The following is a 17,228-nucleotide window of genomic DNA, read 5'->3' on the forward strand; positions in this document are numbered from 1 at the left end:
TCTCTGGGGATGGGGGCATGTCCATGATGAAGCCCCAGGTCGGGCTCCGGACGCTTGGGGGGTGGGTGTCAGCCGTGGCCGAGGATCTTCCGTAGCGCGCCGAGCAGCAACTCCGCCGCCTGCGGGGACGCTTCGGCATGGCGGAAGCCGATGTGGCTGTCGGGGGTCGCCGATCAACTTTGATGATCTTGTTCCAGAACCCGGACCCCGAGGTGTCTCATTTCGAAACACTGGCGGCGTATACGGTGGTGATGCTGTGACGACCACCGACGACACCCCCGCCGACCCGGCCCTCTCGTCGCTGCGCCGGGCGCGGGACCGGTTCTTCAGCGGACGGCCACCGGGCGACGGGATCCCCGAGGACCTCGCCCAAGCCTGGCGGCGGGCGCGGTTCTTCGGCGTACCGCGCGATCTGGCGGCCCCGCCCAGGGTCCGGCCGCCGGTGGACTCACCGCTGCTGGCCGCCGCGCACCCCGTGCTGGACCGCGTGGCGCCGGCGCTGAGCGGTGCGATGGGGCTGGTGCTGGTCGACTCCCGCTGCCGGGCGCTGTGGTCGGGCGGCGGCCGTTACGCCGGTACGCCCGCGCCCGCGCCCACGCCCGACGGGATGGCCGGTCTCGATCTGTCGGAGAAGGCGGTCGGGCACAACAGCGCCGCGCTCGCGCTGCGTACGGGACGCCGGGCCGAGGTCCACGGCCCCGAGCACTTCCTCGACCTGTGGCAGGAGGTGTCGGCGGTCAGCGTTCCGCTGTACGAACCGACGGCGGGCCGCCCGGCCGGCACCGTCACCGTGGTGGTCCCGCTGGACGAGAGCCGCACCGCCCATCCGGGCGCGGCGCTCGCCGAGGCCACCGCGTACGCGATCGAGACGGAGCTACGGGGCCGGGCGCGCCCGCCGGAGCGGGTGCTGCTCGACGCGTATCTGCGGCAGCGGGCCGAGGGGGCGGCGGTGGTGGCGCTCGACGGCAGCAGCCGCCTCGTCAGCCCGGAGGCCGCGCGGCTGCTGTCGCACGAGACGCTGGCGCGGCTGGAGCGGCATGCCACGGCCCTCCTCAGGGACGCGGATACGGGACCGGCCACGGGACCGGAGGAGCACGCACCGGAGGAGATCCCCGTATCGGACGGCGAGATCCCCGTACCGGACGGCGCCGGGCGCACCGTAAAGATGACGCGCCTGGTGCACGGGGGCGAGGTCATCGGGGCCATGGCCACGGTGTGCACGGCGGCCCGGCGGGCGCGGTCGGCGGAGCGGCGGGGCCATGACCGGCTTCCGGGGCTCGTGGGCACGTCCCGGCCCTGGCGGCTGACCGTCTCCCGGGCGACGGAGCTGGCGCGGGCCGTGCAGCCGCTGCTGCTGATCGGCGAGCCGGGCGTGGGCAAGACCGCGCTGGCCCGCGCCCTGCTCGGCCTGCGGGGCGCCGCCGCGCCGCGTGTCGTCGACGCCGCCGAGCAGGTGCCCGGCGAGGTCCCGCGCTGGTGTCACGCACTCGCTGAGCCACCGGAGCCGGAGGGGGGCGGCGGCGCGCCGCCGCTGCTCCTGCGCCACGCCGAGCGGCTGGGCCAGTCCGATGTGGCGGCGCTGCTCTCGCTGCTGGAAGAGCGGCCCGCGGCACCGCTGGTGGCGACGCACACCCCGGGGGCGCCCACCGGCCCGTGTCTGAGCCGGCTGCTGGACATCCTCGCGGCCCGGTCGGTGACGCTGCCGCCACTGCGGGAACGCGTCGAGGACATCCCGGCGCTGCTGGCGGGCCTCGCCCGGCGCCCCTCCCCCGGACGTCCCCCGCTGACCTGGAGCCTGGACGCCCGCCGGGCGCTGGAGCAGCACACCTGGCCGGGCAATGTGGCCGAACTCGCCCATGTCGTACGGGAGGTGGCCGAGCGCCGCCGCGCCACCGGGCCGGTGCGGCGCGAGGAGCTGCCGTACGGGCTGCGGGTGCCACCGGCCACCCGTCGGCTGAGCGGTATCGAACGGGCGGAGCGCACCGCGATCCTGGAGGCACTGCGCCGGCACGGGGACAACAAGGTGCGGGCCGCCGAGTCCCTGGGCATCGGCCGGGCCACGTTGTACCGGAAGTTGCGGGCGTACGGAATGGACCAGGCGTAGCGGCGGAAACAGTCACCAGGGGGCCGGTCGCACCGGAGCCGGTCATGGGCCGCGGAGGGGGCACGGTGACGCGAGACAACAGCGCCGAGAGCGAGGCGGTCACGGGCAGGCTGCTGATCCTGGAGTACGAGCAGGTGAAGGAGGAGCAGCGGGCCCGGATCGGGTTCCGCGACAATCTGCTCTACGCGACGCTGGCGGCGATGGCGGCCATCATCACCTTCTCCCTGCAGAGCCATGGGCGCCCGGAGCTGCTGTTGCTGCTGCCCCCGGCGTCGGCGCTGCTGGGCTGGGCGTATCTGGTCAACGACGAGAAGATATCGGCCATCGGCCGGTATGTCCGGGAGGATCTGGGGCCCCGGCTGACGGCGCTCGCCCCGGGCCGGCCACCGGTGTTCGGCTGGGAGCGGGCCCACCGCGACGACGGCCGCCGGGTCTCCCGCAAGCGGCTGCAGCTCGCGGCGGATCTGCTGCTGTTCACGGTGGCGCCGATCGCCGCGCTCATCGTGTACTGGACGTCGGAGCCGGTGCGGGCGGTGCTGCTGGCGGTGTCGGTGGCGGAGGTGGCGCTGGTCCTCGTACTGGCGGTGCAGATCGTGCTGTACGCGGATCTGCACCGGCCGTGATGTGGGAAGACCCGTGGGAGTTCATCGGGCTCCGTAAGGTGTCGGCAAGGGCAGTCCTAGGGGGATTCCGTGGGTGCTGAGGTCAATGGGGGTACGGCGCGGGCCGATGTGGTGGTCCTGACGGCGCTGGAGGTCGAGTACCGGGCGGTGCGCGCCCATCTGGAGGATCCGCGTCCGGTCCAGGCGGAGCGGGGAGCGGTGTTCGAGCTGGGCGTGTTCCGCGCGGAGTCCGGGGAGCGGACGGTCGCCATCCATATGACGGGGCCGGGGAATCCGGGCGCCGCGGCCTCGGTCGAGCGGGCGGCGGCGCTGTTCGCGCCCCGGGCGGTGCTGTTCGTGGGGGTTGCGGGTGGCCGTAAGGATGTCGCGCTGGGCGATGTGGTGGCCGCCGACGCGGTGTACGACTACGAGACCGGCAAGGACACCGAGACGGGGTTCCTGCCCCGGCAGAAGACCTATCAGTCCGCGTACGGGCTGGTGCAGCTGGCCCGGCTGGCGGCGGCGGGCGACGCGTGGCAGCGGCGGATCCGCCCCGGGGGCGACGCGCCGCGCCCCCGGGCCCATGTGAAGCCCCTCGCGGCGGGTGGCCGGGTGGTGGCACACCACCGCTCGGACGCCGGGCTCAGGCTCGCGGCCAGTGCGGGCGACGCGCTCGCGGTGGACATGGAGGGCTTCGGCTTCCTCGCGGGCGCGTATGTCAATCAGCAGCTGGACGCGCTGGTGATCCGCGGCATCTCGGATCTGCTCGGGGACAAGGGCGAGGCGCACGACGAGCGCTGGCAGCCGGTGGCCTCCAGGAACGCGGCCGCCTTCGCCTTCGAACTGATCGGCCGCATCCCGGTCGCGGCGGACGCCCCGACAACGACCCGACCACTCGCCGCCGGTACGCCGCCCCTTGATGCCGGTACGCCACCCCTTACCGCCGGTACGCCGCCCGAGGGCCCCCGGCGGCGCAGGCTGACCATCCGTGACCTCGGCGTACTCGCGGACACCCTGCTGGCCGTGCCCGGGATGACCTCCCCCGCGCACTGGCAGCAGCTGCTCGACGAACTGCCCACCGTCGGCACCGCGGTGGGCCGTCAGTCGGCGAGCCGCGCGGAGGCTCTGTCCCTGCTGCGCGTCTGCGAGGCGCGGCGGGCGATGGGCGAACTGGTGGAGGTGGTCGCGGTGCTCGCGCCGGACGATCCGGCGGCCGCCGAACTCGCCCGGCGCGTCGAGGAACTAGGATTGGAGTGACCCTCCTCACCCTGCCGGCCCGGCGGGCGAGGGCCCCGGGCCGCCCTCCCCCGCACCCGCTCCGAGCCACCCCGGGAGGGCGCCCCCGCGCGAGCTCACCGGAACCGTCCAGGTGGGCCCCTGAGGAGGACGGCCCTCCGCCTCGCGGTCGCCGCGGGCTCGGGCTCCCCGGTCCGCCGCCGGGAGGTGTCCCTGCCCGCGGCGGGGCCCGCCCCGGGCGCGGGGGACGGTGCCACGGACATACTCGCAAGGGGTGTCACGAGAGGCTCGCGGGGCATACAAGTTGTCCCGGAGTCCCGGCGGGTGGCACCCGCGTGTGGCAGGGTCTCCGGCGGGATCATCGGCGGCGGGGACCGATGATGCGGCCTCGGGGGAGGGCACGGCATGGCGGCCATGGGGGAAGGTGGCCTGAAATCGGTCGGCAACCTCGTCACGGCGTTGAAGGAGTTCCGCTGTCTGACGGATCCGGATCTGCGCACGCTGTGTCTGGATCTGGTCGCCATGGAGCTGGAGATGACCAGCGTCCCCGTGCGCACCCACCGGGTGACCGACTACTTCCTGGTGGAGCTGGCCCGCGAATGCCTGGAAAACGTGCGGATCATGCACGCGCTACGCGCGTCCCTCGCGGTGATGGCGGCGGCGGACGAGGACGCGATCAAGCGGCTCGACTCGGTCATGGAGCAGATGACGGCCCGTCCGGCGCTGCCCGAGACCGCCATCGCGAAGCTGCGGTCGCTGCTGGAGGAGCTGGAGATCGAGCAGTTGGGCCAGTTGTGCCGTACCGCGGCGGGCCCGCTGCAGGACGTCCCCGCGGTCACCGGCCCCTGGCACGCCTTCGAGGTGCTCAGCCGGATGAACGCACAGCCGGGCGGGCTGCCGCCGGGGCTCGCCCTGGTGGAGTACCTCGCGGCGGCGGCGCGTCCGCTGCAGAGGGCCGACGCGCTGCGCGACTGGGCCGATGATCAGGCTCGGGAGCTGGGCCTGACGCCCCAGCTGCGGTCGCTGCGGCAGCAGGTGGGCCATGCCGCCCCGGCCGGTCCGGTGGACGCCTATCTGGTGATCCGGCTGCTGCCGCGGGAGGAGGCCGGGGCTTACGAGCTCTCGTCCTGGCACCAGTACGACCCCACCGGCTGGCATCCGGTCCGCGGCCCGGTCACCCAGGTCACCGCGGAGACCGCGGAGCGGGCGGTCCAGACGCTGGTGTACCAGGCGGCCGAGGAGTGGGACGACGCCCGCGCGATCCACGTCGAGTTCATGCTCGGCCCGGATGACCTGAATCTGCCGGTCCACCGCTGGCGTCTGGAGCTCGACAGCGAGCTGCCCATCCCGCTGTACATGCACTACCCGGTGGTCGTACGGAGCCTGGAGCGGAGCCGGACCAGGCGCTGGCACCGGGAGTGGAAGCACCGCTGGAACCTCCTCGACCAGCAGCCCGAGCGCGCCAAGCAGCTCGTCGTGGACGGCGAGGACCCGGACAGCCCGCGCTCCGGCGACCCCACCGCCCTGCTGGCCCGGCTCAAGGCCGATCCGCAGGTGGTGGCCCTGGTCCTGACCTCGCCCCCGGGCATCACTCCCGAGGGCACCTCGGAGGCGCTGACCGCCTGGCGGGCCGGGATTCCGGTGGTCGCCTGGGACGGCCGGGCGACCCGGGCCCCCGGCTTCGTCCAGCAGCTGAGACAAAATCAGGCCGACGCCAGCGGGAACCTGGCACGGCTCCGCGAAGCCGTGACAGAGTTACGTCTGGACGCCCATACGATCGACTCCGCGGAGCGGGAGCATCACCTGGGGCAGCATGTGGTGCTCGTTTGGGACGACCCGACCCGTCCCGTGGAACCGCAAGGGCGCATTACGGGGCCGGACGAGGGGGTGGGTGGTCGATGAGCGACGAAGAGTCTGCGCGGCGCCACAACGGACGGATCCACCAGGATTCCGGTTCCGCCTCGGCCGCCCTGCCGTCCGGAATACCGCGCCCCTGGTGGATCTACCAGGGCACCGGGCGCCCGCTGCACGACGTAAGCCTGGAGGAGATCCTTCCGCCGCCGCCCCCGTGGCGCGCCTTCGGCGGGGTCTCGGCCGGTCCGGTCGAGGGCGACGGCCGGTCCGGCGCGTTATCGGACGCGGACGACGCCCCGACCGAGCCCCCGGCGCCGCCGGAGGACGAGCAGGACGCCGCCCGGCGGCTGGGCGCGACTCCCCTCGGGGTGCGCTCCGACCCGGAGGAGGCCGATCTCGTCAACGCGGCGCTGATCCTCAGACGTCCCCTTCTGGTCACCGGCCGTCCGGGCACCGGCAAGTCCACGCTGGCGTACCGCATCAGCCGGGAGTTGGGCCTGGGCCGGGTGCTGCGCTGGCCGATCACCACGCGTTCGACCCTGCGGTCCGGGCTTTACGGCTACGATGCCGTCGGCCGTGTGCACGCCGCCGCGGCCGGCCAGGCGTCGGAGGGGGACGCGCACGAACCCGGACCGGAGGACATCGGCGACTTCCTCCAACTCGGGCCGCTGGGCACGGCGATGCTCCCGCACCGCCTGCCGCGCGTCCTGCTCATCGACGAATTCGACAAGAGCGATATCGATCTGCCCAATGACCTCCTCGACATCTTCGAGGCCGGCGAGTACGCCATCCCCGAGCTGGTGCGCATCCGCAGACGCCGCCCGGCCGTATCGGTCCTCACCGACGACCCGGAGCGCAGTACCGTCATCGCATCGGGGCGGGTGCGCTGCCGCGCCTTCCCCGTCGTCGTCATCACCAGCAACGGCGAGCGGGAGTTCCCGCCCGCGTTCCTGCGGCGCTGTCTCCAGCTGCGGCTGCCCGACCCGGACGCGGACCGGCTCGCCGCGATCGTGGCCGCGCATCTGGGGCGGGCCGACGATCCGCGTGCGCGGGAGCTGATCCAGATGTTCCTCGAGCGCAGCGAGCGCGAAGGCGGCCTCGCCGCCGACCAGTTGCTCAACGCGGTGTATCTGGTGACGTCCCAGTCACATGTTCCGGGGCCCGAGTGGGAGGAGCTACTGCAGGCCGTCTGGCATCGGCTGGACAGCGCAGCGGGCTCGACATGACACACGACCCAGGCGGCAGGTCCGCCGGGCCGGGCCCGCGGGACCTCGACTGGCGGCAGCTCGCCGACGCCCTGTGGCTGGCGGTCTGCAAGGCCGAGACGGACCGTGGCCCCGGGCCGCCGGACCCCGGCCCCCTCCCCGGGGCACCGGAGGCGGACGCCCCGCCGCCCGGTGAGGAGCCGCCGGACGAGCCGCGGCAGGACCGGCAGGGGGAGCGCCCCTCGTCCGGGCCCGAGGCGGCGCCCGCGGCGTCGGAACCACTGCTCCCCGCGGAGCTGGTCGGCGGCTCCGCGCCGCCCGGCGAGGCGGAGCCGGCGACCGTCGCGGAGGCCTTCGTGCCCGCGCGCCGGCCGTCCGCCGACGGGCCGCCGCTGCCCGAGCGCGCCCTGTCCCGGGCGCTGCGGCCGCTCAAGCGCACCGCGCCCTCGCCGGTCGAGACGGAGGTCGACGAGGAGGCCACGGCCGAGCGCGCGGCGCGCGAGGGGCTGTGGGTGCCCGATCTGGTGCCCGTGCGCGAGCGCTGGATGGACGCCGTCCTGGTGGTGGACTGCGGCAGTTCGATGGTGGTGTGGCGGCGGACGGCCGCGCATCTGGTCACCGTGTTGCAACGCACCGGCGCCTTCCGGGATGTGCGGGTGCACCGGGTGAACACCGACCATCCGTTACCCGAAGCGGACCGGTCGCCGGTGGCGGGGATGCCGCCGCGCGGCAAGCGGACGGTGCTGGTGCTGACCGACGGCATCGGCGCGGCCTGGGGCGACGAGAGCGCCCAGCGCGCGCTGGCCGGCTGGGCGCGGCAGGCGTCGGTCGCGCTGCTGCACGTCTTGCACCAGGGCCGCTGGCACCACACCGGGGTGGCCCCGGAGCGGGTGCGGGTGCGGATCCCCGAACCGGGCGCCCCCAACGGCAGCTGGCGGCGGGCGGACGGCGGCTCCTGGCCGGGCGGCGCGCCGCCGGTCCCGGTGCTGGAGCTGAACGCGCGGTGGATGGCCAACTGGGCCCGGCTGGTGGCCCGCCCGTCGGCGCGCGGCGAGGACACGATGGCGCTGCTGCCCGGGGCGCCCGCCGAGCGCTGGGACCCCGAACCGGAACCGAGCGCCTGGGACCGCGTCTTCCGGTTCCGCGCCACCGCCTCGCCGAGCGCCTTCCGGCTGGCGTCCCGGCTGGCCGCGGCCCCGTTGAACATTCCCGTGATGGAGTTCGTGCAGGGCATCCACCAGCCGGAGGGCAGTCCGGGCGATCTGGCCGAGGTCCTGCTGGGCGGGCTGCTGCGCAAGGTGGGGACCGCCGACCCGCTGGACGAGACGGGTATCGGCTACGAGTTCCACGACGGGGTACGCGAACTGCTGCTGTCCGCCGGGATGCGGGACGAGTCGCTGTACATCCTCGGCAGCGTCCTGGACCGGCTGGGCCGCCGCTGGAAACCGCTGCTGATGCTGCGGGATCTGCTCAATCACCCCTCGGGCTCGGTGGGGGACCTCCCCAGGACGGAGCGGCTGCTGCCGTACATCCGCCTCCAGGAGCAGGTCTACCAGGCTCTTTCTGGGCCGTACCTGGAGGGTGCGCGCTCCTTTCGCGCCCTTGTCCTGGCCCATCAGGCGCTCGCCCGCTCGGGGGAAAGCCCGCCCGATCCAGTTGAAGACGCATCACACAGGGGAAAATATGTGGTCTCCGAGGCGGTTGCGGCCATGACTGACTCCACGACTCCCCGACCAGACCCGCTGTCCCAGGCCGACGATTCACCATCCCCGCCGGCGCACGGCACGCCGGGCCCGGCGGGGGAGCATCTGAGAGGAACATTTGTGTCCGTGACCGCTGCCCGGACCCTGCCCACCGTGGAGGACCGCCAGCCCGGGGAACCCCCGTCCATTTGGGGAAATGTACCGCCCCGGAACAACAACTTCACCGGCCGGCAGACGTTGCTCGACACTCTCCACGAGCGACTGAAGAGCGAGGGCACCGCCGCCGTGCTGCCCGAGGCCCTGCACGGGCTGGGCGGGGTGGGCAAGTCACAGATCGCCCTGGAGTACGTCCATCAGCACGCCGCCGACTACGACGCGGTGTGGTGGATCCCGGCGGAGCGCCCCGAGCAGATCCGCCAGGCGCTGGTCCAGCTCGCCGACCGGCTCGGGCTGCACGCGGGCATGGAGGCCAACACGGCCGTGCCCAGCGTGCTCGACGCGCTGCGCACCGGACGGCCGTGCCGCAACTGGCTGCTGGTCTTCGACAACGCCGAGGAGCTGGAGACGGTTCGGCCGTTCTTCCCCGCGGGCGGGCCGGGCCGGATCCTGGTCACCTCGAGGAACGCCCAGTGGTCGCGCGCCGCCCGCACCGTCGAAGTGGACGTCTTCGAGCGCGAGGAGAGCATCGAGCTGCTGCGCCGCCGGGGTCCTGAGCTGCCGCGCGAACAGGCGGACCGGGTCGCCGACGCCCTGGGGGACCTTCCGCTGGCCATCGAGCAGGCGGCCGCGTGGCTCACCGAGACGGGGATGCCGGCCGACGAGTATCTCCAGGTCTTCGAGGACGAGCGGGCCGATGTCTCCACCCGCCGCAATGAACTGCTGGCGGCGGGCGTTCCGGTGGACTACCCCGAACCGGTCGCCGCCGCCTGGAACATGTCGCTGCGGCGGCTGGCCGAAACCCATCCCGGCGCCATCCAGCTCCTCCAGATGTGCTCGTTCTTCGCACCCGAGCCGATCTCCCGGCGGCTCTTCTCCGGCGTGCGCGGGGTGTCCCTCTCGCCCGAGCTGTCGGAGGTGCTGCAGGACCCCATCAGGCTCGGCCACGCGATCCGTGAGATCAACCGCTACGCCCTGATCAAGATCAATCACCGCAGCAACACGATCGAGATGCACCGGCTGGTGCAGGCCGTGCTGATCGGCCAGATGTCCACACAGCAGCAGGCGGACATGCGGCACAGCGCCCATGTGCTGCTGGCCTTCGGCGACCCCAACGACGTGGCACCCCCGAACTGGGGGCGGTATGCCGACCTCCTCTCCCATGTCCGGGCGTCGCGCGCGATGGAGTGCGATGACAAATGGGTGCGGCAGATGGTGCGGAACCTGGTTCGCTTCCTCCATGTCTGGGGCGACCACGACGGCGCGCTGGAGCTCGCCACCCAGGTGCGCCGAAAGTGGGTGGAGACGCTCGGCGAGGACAGTGCGGAGACGCTGGCCGTCTCCCGGTCCCTGGGCCATGTCCTGACCGTGCTCGGCCACTTCAACGAGGCCCGGGAGCTCAACCGCCGGACGCTGGAGCTCCAGCGCGCCCAGGAGGGCGACGACCACGAGAACACCCTGGTGACTCAGGGCGCGGTCGCCGTCGACACCCGCTACCAGGGCGAATACGCCCGCTATGTGGAGCTGGAGAAGGACCGCTGGACCAGGACCCTGCGGCTCGCCGGGGACGAGGACCCGTACTCCATCGCCGCGACGAACGACTACGCCGTGGCGCTGCGCGCGGCGGGGGACTACGAGCGCGCCCGGCAGCTGGACGAGAACGCCCGGCGCACCGCTGGTCTGGTGCTCGGCGAGGACGCCCTGCTCACCATCCTGGTGGAGGCCAACCTCAGCATCGACGTCCGCGAGGGCGGGGACTATCCGGCCGCCCGCGACATGCTGGAGCAGACCTGTAGCCGCGCCCGCCAATTGTTCCCGCCGAACACACCCACCGTGGTCTACGCCCTGCGCAACCTCGCCGTGGCGCGTCGTAAGGCCGGCGACCACGAGGGCGCCCTGGACCTCAGCCGGGAGGTGCTGGAGCGCTACCGGCTGCGCTACACCGAGCCCAACCTCCACATCACCACCACGGCCTTGGCCCTCTCGATGGATCTGCGGCAGACCGCAGATCTGGAGGGTGCCCGTGAGCTCGGCCGGAAATGTCTCGACGACATGCGCGTCCTGCTGGGGGAACGGCATCCGGCGACCCTGGGCGCGGCGGTCGACCTCGCCGTGACGCTGCGGCTGCTGGGCGAGACGGACGAGGCGCTGGCGCTGAACAAGGAGACGCTGCCGGTGCTCGTCGAGCGGCTGGCGGCCGACCATCCCACGGCGCTGGCCTGTGCCATCAACCTGGCCAGCGACCACTACACCCTCGCGGACTATCAGGAGGCCCATGACCTGGACGTCGAGACCCTGGCGGCCTGCCGGTCCCGGCTCGGTGAGGACCACCCCACCACGCTCGCGTGTGCGGTCAATCTGTCGGGGGATCTGCGTGCGCTGGGTGAGGGCAGGCAGGCGGAGGAGCTGCACCAGGACGCGCTCGGCCGGCTGCGCCGGGTGCTGACGGCAGGCCACCCGGCGACGGTCGCGGCGGCCCGGGGGATCCGGGCGGACTGCGATGCGGAGTCGATCTCCATCTGAGCCGTCGTCCGCGTCGCCGTTCGCGGGGCCCCGTGCGGGGCCCCGTGCCGCGCGCCGTTCACCCGCGCGTACGGGTCCCGATCCACCGCGCCAGCGCCACCGGATCGGGACCCGTGCCCGGTGCGGTGCGCAGCTCCCGGTGGACGGCCAGGACCAGTTCGGGGTGGTTCAGCAGCGTCGTCCTGGCCGCGCCGTCCGGCTGGCTGAGTGCGAGCCCCGCCCATGCCGCGATGTCGTCCGGGTCCGCGTCCAAGCGGGCCCGGTAGCCGCGCAGCGCGTCCGCGGTGTCCCCCGCGGCCCAGTCGAGATCGGCCCGGTCGGGGGCGTCACCGCCCCCGGGCAGCCCCGCTCCCCCGCCCTCGCACAGCCGCGCGAACCCCGCCGGATCCGCGAGCCGGAGCCGGGCGAGCGCGGGGCGTGCCGGCGCCTCGGGGCGGGTCGGCCGGACCGAGGTCCCGGGCAGCTCCCCGGGCGGGTCGGTCCGCTCCCGCCAGGCCCGCGCCCACCGGGCGGTCGGCTCCGGGTCCGCCGCCAGGTGGCGCATGCGGTGGACGAGCCGGTGGTCGTGGATCAGGTCGGACGCCAGGCGCGCCGGTACGGAGGGCACCCGCTGCGCGAGCCACAGGGTCAGCCGCTCCTCCAGCCGGTGGAGGAACTCCTCGCCCCTGGGCGTCAGTTCGGCGTGAGCGAGGAGCGTACGCAGCCCCGAGGCGGTCTGTGCCCGGCGCAGGGCGAACTCGAACGCGGCGGTGTCCCGGGCCGGTCCGGGCTCGGCGCGCCGCAGCCGGTCCCACCAGAATCCGGTCACGCCCAGGAACGCGTACACCCCCTGAAGGAGCCCGCGCAGGGGTCGCGGGTCCAGCCGCCAGGGCGCGTAGTGGATCTCCTCCAGGCCCCCTTCGATCAGGGGCACCAGGTCCATCAGGGCGCTGAGTTTGATGTGCTGGGCCTCGTGCACCAGCGCGGCGGCGAGGGTCAGTGGGTCCGCGGCCCCGTTGAGCAGCACACAGCCGTACGCCTCCGGCGATGAGGCGCTGAACGGTTCGGGCCAGGCGGCGTACGGCACGGGCACGACGGAGGACAGACAGGCGCCGATTCCCCGCGGGTCCACCTGACGCTGCTCCGAGACCAGCCGCCACGCATTGCCGAATCTCTCCTGCCAGCCCTGCCACTCTTCGTCGCCGAGCCGCTCGGGCTCCCGGATCCGGAGAAAGTCGCGATAGGGGTCGAGGTCGTCGACGAGGGGGGCGCACACAATCCCCTCGTGTTCTCCGCGCAGCCGCCGCAGTCCGTGCCAACCGGGAGCGTCCTCGGAGAAGTCGGCGGGCAGCGTCACCGAATACGGGCCGGATAACACCACCGACTTACGGCCGTATCTGACGACCTCGGCGACATCGGCGGTGTCCGGAATGCGGGCGAATCCCAGGGCGGGCAATATGACCCCGCCCTCGTGCACGGGAACGGTGCCGCGAAAGTCGATTCCGGCGAGAAGAGCGGCCGAGGCGGCTATGGCATGCAGATGACCCACCGCGCTCCACAGCGGCCCGTCCCCCGATTCCAGACCGCGCAGCCTGCGCAGACAGCGGTTGAGCCACACCCCCACGGACGGGTGCAGCAGCAGCGTCTCCACGGCTGCCGGGGAGCGGTGCTCGGCCCGAATCAGCAGGTGCCAGGCGTCCCGGGGCAGGGGAAGAGGGCCGGGCAGGGCGGGGTGCGCGGAGCCGATGTCCACCAGGGCGCGCAGCAGCAGCATGGCCCGGCTACGCTGTCCCGACCTCAGTTCGGCCACGGCCGAGGGGCCGCCCGAACCCCGCGCCAACTCGGCGAAACCCCCAGCCGATAAACGATGGTTGAGGCCCCGCGTGACGGAGGACGTCATAGCCGCCTAACTCACACAGGGTTCCGACGTCGACGAGTTGCCGATCGTCGGCGGGCGCTGGACGATGTCGAGCAGCCGCTCCGTCACCGCGGAAAGCCCTTCGTACCGCTCGAGGTCTTCGAGTGTCGCCCCCGAAAGGTCCAGCAGCTCTGTCTCGACCTCGGTCGCGACCCGCTCCATGACACCGTCCCCCTCCGGACGCTCCCTAACGGCTCGTATGAGGCATCCCTATGGTGGCCTACCCCTAATGATTGCGAAAGGGTGAACACGGCCAGTCGGCGCCTGCGTTGTCAAGATTTTCGGACACTTCCGCGCGCCTGGGAGCCCCCCGATATGCCGGTGTCATCCCCCCGTTCCGGATTGCATCGTCTCGACCTCGAACACGCCTCCGCACGCCCGGAACGACCGGGCCGAGACGTTCATCGCGTCGAAGGAATCCGGCGGATAGACCCGGATCCGCGCGGCGGTGCCGCGGCACGGGGTGTCGTTCATGCCCTCGTTGAGCGTGTGCAGACTGCTCGAGGCGCTGCCGCCGGGCGGCAGGGAGACCGGGGAGCGCGTGGGGCCGCGCCGGGTGGCGGGGTCGCCGATCACCGCGCCGGTGGAGTCGAGCAGCGAGACACCGGGGTATCCGGTGAGGGTGCAGGTCGTGGCGGACTTGTTGGTGAACACCAGGGGCAGGTACACATTGCCGGCCCCGATGTCCATCCGGCCGACCGCCAGCGTCAGCTGCGCCTTGGAGCAGACGCGGCGCTCCCCGGACGCGGCGGCGGGCCGTGAGGAGGACGGGTGCGAGGGCCGCGCCGAGGGCGGAGGGGACTGCGCGGTCCGCGAGGCGGGCCGTTCGTTCCGGGAGGAGCCGCTCTTGGAAGAGGCCGAGGAGGCGGCCGAAGGGGAGGAGGGTGGCGCGGCGGAGGAGGCGGAGGTGACGGACGAGGCGCGCCGCGCGGAGTCCCCGTCCCCGGTGTCGCTGCCGCACGCGGTGACCGTGGCCAGCGCGCCGATCAGCAAGGCGCATAAGACGGGCGGCCGGGAGCGCGCTGCCGCCGTGCGCCGAGTCGTACGCCGAGGAGCCGAACCGTTCCGTTGACTCATGTGACTCATGAGCGACCTCCCGAGGTCAGCCGTCTGCCGGGGGCCACCGGCATCGAGGGCGGGTGCCCCGATGCCTCAGGTGCGGTCCCCCTGGGACTCCCTTCCCCGCGCGCGGGCTCTTATGTACGGGGCACATTGATCGCGTCGGCGCTCAAATTCCTCACATTGGATTCTCTACCGCAAACATCCGAACACCTTGTCCACGCCGGAACCCTGGGATTACTGTTCGGCAGCCATCGCACTCGCCAACTGCCGTACCAGGACAGGAAGAAGGAACTCCATGGCCGCACGCGGACGCCATCGCCGGCCCCGGCCCCACCGTGTCTCCCGTACCTCGCTCGCGATCACCGCGGGCGGCGCGGGCGTCGCCCTGCCGCTCATCGGCATCGGCCAGGCGAACGCCGCCTCAGCCCCCACGCCCACCTCGCCGACCCCGAACGCCACCACCGTCTCGGCGGTCACGACCACGAGGGCCGAACCGCTGCTCATCGTCCCGAAGGCCGTGCCCGAACCACCGGCCAAGGCCCAGCCCCGGGCCGGGTCGTACACCGTCGTCCGCGGTGACACCCTCTCCCGGATCGCGGACAGGGAGCGAGTGGCGGGCGGCTGGGAGCGGCTCTACGAGATCAACCGCCAGGTCATCGGCGCCGACCCGGATCTGATCCGGCCCGGCCAGCAGCTCACCCTCGGCCACCGCTGAACGGGTCCGCACCCGGGCAGCGCATGCGCACAGAAGCCTCCGCCCGCGGTGGACCACCGCGGCGGACGCTCCTTCGCCTCAACGGCCTTACATCACCAAATGCGCCTTGGAATGGGTGACTTCCTCAATGTCGCCGCCCGCCTTGCCGATCAGCCGGTGCGCCAGATTGGTCAGTGCCCGCGCCGCCGCGATCTCCTCGCCGACTCTCGGCTGTGCCGGGTCGTCGGGGTTGCGGTTGGCACGGCCCTGGGCCAGCATCTCCGTGCCGTCGTGCATCCTCAGCCGGACGACCGCTTCGGTCAGCGGACCGATCTCACGGAACTCCATCTGAATGTCGCATCCCACGATCGTCTCCATCGCGCTCACCTCCTGCGTCACCTTCCAGGATGCGCCTCACCGGTCTCTCCGGTCGACCGGGACAGCAACTCCACCACCTCGTCGTCCGCGGTCTGCGAGAAGTCCTCGTACCACTCCCCCACCGCCGCGAAGTCCGAGGGGGTGGAGAGGGCCACCACCTCGTCCGCGTCCCCGCGCAGCGCGGCGACCGCGTCCGGTGGCGCCACCGGCACGGCGAGGACCACTCGCGCGGCGCCCTGGGCCCGCGCCACCCGGCAGGCGGCCTGGGCCGTGGCGCCGGTCGCGATGCCGTCGTCCACGATGATCACGGTGTGGCCCCCGGCCGGGATCCGCGAGCGGCCCTGGCGGAACCGGCGGGCCTTGCGGGCCAGCTCGTCCCGCTCGGTCCGCTCCACCTCGGCGAGGTCCGCCTCATCGGCCCGGCTCATCCGGACGATCGCCTCATGGATGACCCGTACGTCGCCCTCGCCGATGGCGCCGAACCCCAGCTCCCGGTGGTAGGGGACGCCGAGCTTACGGACGATGATCACGTCCAGAGGCGCATGGAGCGCGCGGGCTACCTCGAAGGCCACCGGCACCCCGCCCCGCGGCAGCCCGAGCACGACCGGTTTCTCATCCGCCAAGGGGCGCAGCGCCTCGCCGAGGCGCCGCCCGGCGTCCGTCCGGTCGGTGAAGATCATGGCTCACCCCCGCTCCTGAAGGACTCATCCACATATCAAGCCGACACCTGTCGAGCCGATGGTCCGCCCGTCCGCGAACCGGCGGTCCCCGGCCGGCGGCCGGGGCGCGCGGATACCGGAGACCCGGCACCCTGGAGGTATGGAGAACGCCACAGGTCCGGACGAGTCCGGTTACCCCGTCTTCGTCGAGTCAATCGGGGCCGACGGCCGCTACCGGCTGGTGCGGCTGCGTGGCCTGGGGTGCGAACCGCTGGAACGGGAGGAGTTCGAGCCGCGTGTCCGGCAGGTCTTCCCCGATATCGATCTGGACGACCCGGCCCAGGTGCACTGGGAGGACCGGCCCGGACAGTGGCCGCCCTGGCATCCGGGCGAGGCATGACCGCCCTGATCGGCACCTCGGGATGGCAGTACCGGGACTGGCGCGGCGATCTCTACCCCGAGGGCTGTCCGCAGCGGTTGTGGCTGGAGGAGTACACCCGCGCCTTCGCCACCGTGGAGAGCAACAACGCCTTCTACCGGCTGCCCTCGTACGACCAGTTCGCCACCTGGCGGGGGCGGCTGCCGGAGGGCTTTGTGATGGCGCTCAAGGCGAGCCGCTACCTCACCCACATCAAGCGGCTGCGCGATCCCGAGGAGCCGGTGGAGCGGCTGATGTCCCATGCGGCCGGGCTCGGCGACCGGCTGGGCCCGGTGCTGGTGCAGCTGCCTCCCACCCTGCGGGCCGACGGCGAACTGCTGGACCGCTGTCTGGGCTGCTTCCCCTCCGGGACGCGGGTGGCCGTCGAACCGCGGCACACCTCCTGGTGGACCGAGGAGATCCGCGCCGTGCTGGAGCGCCGCTCGGCCGCGCTGTGCTGGGCCGACTCCGGCTCCCGGCCGGTCACCCCGCTGTGGCGGACCACCGGCTGGGGGTATCTGCGCTTTCACGGCGGCCTCGCCCGCCCGGCCCCGCGCTACGGGCGCCGGGCGCTGGCCACCTGGGCGCGGCGGATCGGGGACACCTGGCCGGCCGACGCGGAGGTCTACGCGTACTTCAACAACGACACGGGCGGGGCGGCGGTGCACGACGCGGCCGTCTTCGCCCGCGCCGTGGCCCGCCTCGGCCGCCCGGTCAGCCACACCCCCTCGGCGTAG

The 17,228-nt window shown here is 73.0% G+C and carries 14 protein-coding genes and 1 pseudogene; 10 read left to right on the forward strand and 5 right to left on the reverse strand.

Going from position 1 to position 17,228, the window contains the following annotated elements; genetic code table 11:
- Positions 1–256 precede the first annotated feature (256 nt).
- The 6 genes from J2Z30_RS15230 (at position 257) to fxsT (ending at position 11,383) form a co-directional block, all read left to right on the forward strand.
- The gene (locus J2Z30_RS15230) at positions 257–2,104 is read left to right on the forward strand and encodes a sigma-54-dependent Fis family transcriptional regulator (RefSeq protein WP_044567976.1); all 1,848 of its coding nucleotides are present in this window, start codon (positions 257–259) and stop codon (positions 2,102–2,104) included.
- Positions 2,105–2,169: 65 nt separating this feature from the next.
- Complete coding sequence (locus tag J2Z30_RS15235; protein WP_107073487.1) at positions 2,170–2,727, forward strand: hypothetical protein; 558 nt, start codon at positions 2,170–2,172, stop codon at positions 2,725–2,727.
- 69 nt (positions 2,728–2,796) lie between these two features.
- Positions 2,797–3,963: a phosphorylase family protein gene (locus tag J2Z30_RS15240; protein ID WP_078956486.1), complete on the forward strand. Its 1,167-nt coding sequence runs from the start codon at positions 2,797–2,799 to the stop codon at positions 3,961–3,963.
- A gap of 384 nt (positions 3,964–4,347) precedes the next feature.
- The gene (locus tag J2Z30_RS15245) at positions 4,348–5,844 is read left to right on the forward strand and encodes a VMAP-C domain-containing protein (RefSeq protein ID WP_044567979.1); all 1,497 of its coding nucleotides are present in this window, start codon (positions 4,348–4,350) and stop codon (positions 5,842–5,844) included.
- A complete protein-coding gene (locus J2Z30_RS15250; RefSeq protein ID WP_107073243.1) occupies positions 5,841–7,022 on the forward strand; it encodes an AAA family ATPase in 1,182 nt (393 codons plus the stop codon). Before J2Z30_RS15245 ends, J2Z30_RS15250 begins: the two co-directional genes overlap by 4 nt.
- Entirely contained in the window at positions 7,019–11,383 is a 4,365-nt protein-coding gene (gene fxsT, locus J2Z30_RS15255; RefSeq protein ID WP_044567980.1) for an FxSxx-COOH system tetratricopeptide repeat protein, read from the forward strand. The genes J2Z30_RS15250 and fxsT overlap by 4 nt, the downstream gene beginning before the upstream one ends.
- Before the next feature lie 58 nt (positions 11,384–11,441).
- Here the strand turns inward: fxsT and J2Z30_RS15260 are convergent, their stop codons facing one another.
- The 3 genes from J2Z30_RS15260 to J2Z30_RS49585 form a co-directional block, all read right to left on the reverse strand.
- Positions 11,442–13,136 carry an HEXXH motif domain-containing protein gene (locus tag J2Z30_RS15260; RefSeq protein ID WP_245387997.1) on the reverse strand — a complete coding sequence of 565 codons (1,695 nt, stop codon included), beginning with the start codon at positions 13,134–13,136 and terminating at the stop codon, positions 11,442–11,444.
- 132 nt (positions 13,137–13,268) lie between these two features.
- The gene (locus J2Z30_RS15265; RefSeq protein ID WP_209468683.1) at positions 13,269–13,442 is read right to left on the reverse strand and encodes a hypothetical protein; all 174 of its coding nucleotides are present in this window, start codon (positions 13,440–13,442) and stop codon (positions 13,269–13,271) included.
- Between the two features lie 162 nt (positions 13,443–13,604).
- Positions 13,605–13,970: a DUF4232 domain-containing protein gene (locus tag J2Z30_RS49585; RefSeq protein WP_245387998.1), complete on the reverse strand. Its 366-nt coding sequence runs from the start codon at positions 13,968–13,970 to the stop codon at positions 13,605–13,607.
- Between J2Z30_RS49585 and J2Z30_RS49590 the strand changes: the two genes are divergently transcribed.
- Together J2Z30_RS49590 and J2Z30_RS15275 are read left to right on the forward strand one after the other, a co-directional pair.
- Positions 13,963–14,352, forward strand: coding sequence for a hypothetical protein (locus J2Z30_RS49590; RefSeq protein WP_245387999.1), 390 nt, complete (start codon positions 13,963–13,965; stop codon positions 14,350–14,352). The two genes, J2Z30_RS49585 and J2Z30_RS49590, sit on opposite strands and share 8 nt — an antisense overlap.
- 285 nt (positions 14,353–14,637) lie before the next feature.
- Positions 14,638–15,057, forward strand: coding sequence for a LysM peptidoglycan-binding domain-containing protein (locus J2Z30_RS15275; protein WP_044580956.1), 420 nt, complete (start codon positions 14,638–14,640; stop codon positions 15,055–15,057).
- An 87-nt stretch (positions 15,058–15,144) separates the two neighbouring features.
- On the opposite strand, the gene J2Z30_RS15280 is transcribed toward J2Z30_RS15275, so the two are convergent.
- Positions 15,145–15,414 carry a DUF1876 domain-containing protein gene (locus J2Z30_RS15280; protein ID WP_037952439.1) on the reverse strand — a complete coding sequence of 90 codons (270 nt, stop codon included), beginning with the start codon at positions 15,412–15,414 and terminating at the stop codon, positions 15,145–15,147.
- 35 nt (positions 15,415–15,449) lie between these two features.
- Positions 15,450–16,094 (reverse strand): annotated as a pseudogene (locus J2Z30_RS15285) (phosphoribosyltransferase); the annotation flags it as partial.
- Between the two features lie 139 nt (positions 16,095–16,233).
- Between J2Z30_RS15285 and J2Z30_RS15290 the strand changes: the two are divergent.
- Together J2Z30_RS15290 and J2Z30_RS15295 are read left to right on the forward strand one after the other, a co-directional pair.
- Positions 16,234–16,473 (forward strand): hypothetical protein, encoded by a 240-nt coding sequence (locus tag J2Z30_RS15290; RefSeq protein WP_044567983.1) that lies wholly within the window; start codon positions 16,234–16,236, stop codon positions 16,471–16,473.
- Positions 16,470–17,228 carry a DUF72 domain-containing protein gene (locus J2Z30_RS15295; protein ID WP_044567984.1) on the forward strand — a complete coding sequence of 253 codons (759 nt, stop codon included), beginning with the start codon at positions 16,470–16,472 and terminating at the stop codon, positions 17,226–17,228. The genes J2Z30_RS15290 and J2Z30_RS15295 overlap by 4 nt, the downstream gene beginning before the upstream one ends.

Origin of the sequence: Streptomyces iranensis (genome assembly GCF_017874715.1) — a bacterium.
GTDB lineage: Bacteria > Actinomycetota > Actinomycetes > Streptomycetales > Streptomycetaceae > Streptomyces > Streptomyces iranensis.

Coding starts and splice junctions, on each gene's coding strand:
- J2Z30_RS15245 (WP_044567979.1), top strand. CDS start 4,348: ATGGCGGCCATGGGGGAAGGTGGCCTGAAATCGGTCGGCAACCTCGTC.
- J2Z30_RS15250 (WP_107073243.1), top strand. CDS start 5,841: ATGAGCGACGAAGAGTCTGCGCGGCGCCACAACGGACGGATCCACCAG.
- J2Z30_RS15275 (WP_044580956.1), top strand. CDS start 14,638: ATGGCCGCACGCGGACGCCATCGCCGGCCCCGGCCCCACCGTGTCTCC.
- J2Z30_RS15290 (WP_044567983.1), top strand. CDS start 16,234: ATGGAGAACGCCACAGGTCCGGACGAGTCCGGTTACCCCGTCTTCGTC.
- J2Z30_RS15280 (WP_037952439.1), bottom strand. CDS start 15,414: ATGGAGACGATCGTGGGATGCGACATTCAGATGGAGTTCCGTGAGATC.
- fxsT (WP_044567980.1), top strand. CDS start 7,019: ATGACACACGACCCAGGCGGCAGGTCCGCCGGGCCGGGCCCGCGGGAC.
- J2Z30_RS49585 (WP_245387998.1), bottom strand. CDS start 13,970: ATGGACATCGGGGCCGGCAATGTGTACCTGCCCCTGGTGTTCACCAAC.
- J2Z30_RS15295 (WP_044567984.1), top strand. CDS start 16,470: ATGACCGCCCTGATCGGCACCTCGGGATGGCAGTACCGGGACTGGCGC.
- J2Z30_RS49590 (WP_245387999.1), top strand. CDS start 13,963: ATGTCCATCCGGCCGACCGCCAGCGTCAGCTGCGCCTTGGAGCAGACG.
- J2Z30_RS15265 (WP_209468683.1), bottom strand. CDS start 13,442: ATGGAGCGGGTCGCGACCGAGGTCGAGACAGAGCTGCTGGACCTTTCG.
- J2Z30_RS15260 (WP_245387997.1), bottom strand. CDS start 13,136: ATGCTGCTGCTGCGCGCCCTGGTGGACATCGGCTCCGCGCACCCCGCC.